Annotated in this window: 3 protein-coding genes and 1 pseudogene; 2 read left to right on the forward strand and 2 right to left on the reverse strand. The window is 71.1% G+C overall.

The features are described from left to right. Positions 1–765 (forward strand): ABC transporter permease (locus AC3XYG_RS11000; protein ID WP_489139870.1); only part of this gene is annotated, 765 nt, incomplete at its 5' end. Positions 766–772: 7 nt separating this feature from the next. Then, positions 773–1,189, forward strand: a complete 417-nt coding sequence (locus AC3XYG_RS11005; RefSeq protein WP_489139871.1) for a cytidine deaminase — start codon at positions 773–775, stop codon at positions 1,187–1,189. Between the two features lie 32 nt (positions 1,190–1,221). Here AC3XYG_RS11005 and AC3XYG_RS11010 read toward each other — a convergent pair whose 3' ends face one another. Both AC3XYG_RS11010 and AC3XYG_RS11015 read right to left on the reverse strand, forming a co-directional pair. After that, entirely contained in the window at positions 1,222–1,473 is a 252-nt protein-coding gene (locus AC3XYG_RS11010) for a hypothetical protein (RefSeq protein ID WP_489139872.1), read from the reverse strand. Positions 1,474–1,496: 23 nt separating this feature from the next. Continuing rightward, positions 1,497–1,922, reverse strand: a pseudogene (locus AC3XYG_RS11015) (cytochrome c biogenesis protein DipZ); the annotation flags it as partial.

The raw sequence follows: 1,922 nt of genomic DNA on the forward strand, positions 1-1,922 counted from the left end.
ATCGTCGCTTCGGTCGTGCTCGCCCTGGTGCATGGCTATGCCTCGATCACCCATCGCGGCAACCAGGTGGTTTCCGGCCTCGCCATCAACATCCTGTCCTCCGGCCTGACGGTCACGCTCGGCATCGCCTGGTACCAACGCGGCGGCCAGACGCCGTCGCTGGAGGGCGACGCCCGGTTCCAGCAGATCATCCTGCCCTTCGCCGATGCGGTGCGCGACGTGCCGGTGATCGGGCCGATCTGGTCCGAGCTGATCTCCGGCCACCCGATCCTGGTCTATGTCGCCTTCCTGGCGGTGCCGCTGACCGCCTGGGTGGTGTACCGCACCCGCTTCGGCCTGCGGCTGCGCGCGGTCGGCGAAAGCCCGGCCGCGGTCGACACCGCCGGCATCTCGGTGGCACGGCTGCGCTACCAGGCGATGATCCTGACCGGCGTGCTGTGCGGCATGGCCGGCACCTATCTGTCGGTGGCGCAGAACGCCTCCTTCGGCCGGGACATGACCGCCGGCAAGGGCTATCTCGCCTTGGCCGCGCTGATCTTCGCCAAGTGGAAGCCCTGGCCGGTGATGCTGACCTGCCTGCTGTTCGGCCTGCTCGACGCGCTGGAGGCGCGGCTGCAGGGCACGGTGATCCCGGGCATCGGCGAGGTCCCGGTCCAGCTCATCCAGGCGCTGCCCTATATCCTGACGGTCGTCCTGCTCGCCGGCTTCATCGGCCGGGCGACGGCGCCGAAGGCCAGCGGCGTGCCCTATGTCAAGGAACGCTGAGGCTGATATGACCGATCCCGGTTTCGAGGCGCTGTTCCAGGCTGCCAGCGCGGCCCGATCCCATGCCCATGTGCCCTACTCGCACTTCCCGGTCGGCGCGGCGATCCGCACGCCGGACGGCCGCATCCATGCCGGCTGCAATGTCGAGAACGCCGCCTATCCGCAGAGCCAATGCGCCGAGGCCACGGCGATCGGCATCATGGTCGCGGCCGGCGACAAGGCGATCGCCGAGATCGTGGTGATCGGCGGCGAGGCCGGCGACACGCTCCTGTGCACGCCCTGCGGCGGCTGCCGCCAGCGCATCCGCGAATTCGCCCGCGGCGACACCCCGGTCCATGTCTGCGGCCCGGAAGGCCTGCGAATGACCACGACGCTGGACGCGCTGCTGCCGCATTCCTTCGGCCCGGAAAACCTGCAGGACTGAGCGAGGCGAAGCGGCCGCAGCCATCCGGAGCCTTAGCGGCGAGTCTCGACCGACACTACGCGGAACACCTGGTCCCGGTCGCGGGTCACCACCCAGCGCTGCGCATTCGGCTTCGGCGGCGGGGCGCCGAGGGGCAGGGCCGGGGTCGGTTCGGCTGCGACCGGGGCCATCGGCGCCCTGCCATAGCTGAGATACTGGGCCAGGGCGGCGCAGGACACGCTGAAGCTGCCCGCGGCACCCAGCATGGAGCCCACCAGCAGGCGGCGGAGGGACGAGGCTTTCATGGAAGTCTCCTGGTCTGACGGTGTCATCCGAAGGTGAAGACGTAGGCGCGGACGCCGGGGTCCTGGAATTCGATCTGGAAGGTGCGGTCCGCCACCGGCCCGGCCTGGCGGACCAGCTGGTACAGCCGGTCGTCCTGCACGGTGCCCCAGCCATCGGCATCGATGTCGGAGCCGTGGTCGGCCCCGGGGGCGGCGCCGTCGATCGTGACACGGAAGCGGACCGGCCGGCCCTGGACGGGCGGCGCCAGGACGAGGTGCAGGTCGCGGGCGTGGAAGCGGTAGACGATGCGGCCGGGCGCTTCGTCCAGCGTCGCGAACTCGCCCCCCACCGTCCACACGCCGCCCAGGCTCCACCGGTTGAGCGACGGCGACGGCGCCGGGGCGGGCTGGTAGAGGGCGGAGACGTCGGCATGGGCGCCGCCGGGGGACGCGAAGCCGCGGCCCTGATC

It is taken from the genome of Inquilinus sp. (assembly GCF_057815775.1).

Excerpts from the sequence above, each read along its gene's own strand:
- AC3XYG_RS11010 (WP_489139872.1), bottom strand. The coding sequence starts at position 1,473 with ATGAAAGCCTCGTCCCTCCGCCGCCTGCTGGTGGGCTCCATGCTGGGT.
- AC3XYG_RS11005 (WP_489139871.1), top strand. The coding sequence starts at position 773 with ATGACCGATCCCGGTTTCGAGGCGCTGTTCCAGGCTGCCAGCGCGGCC.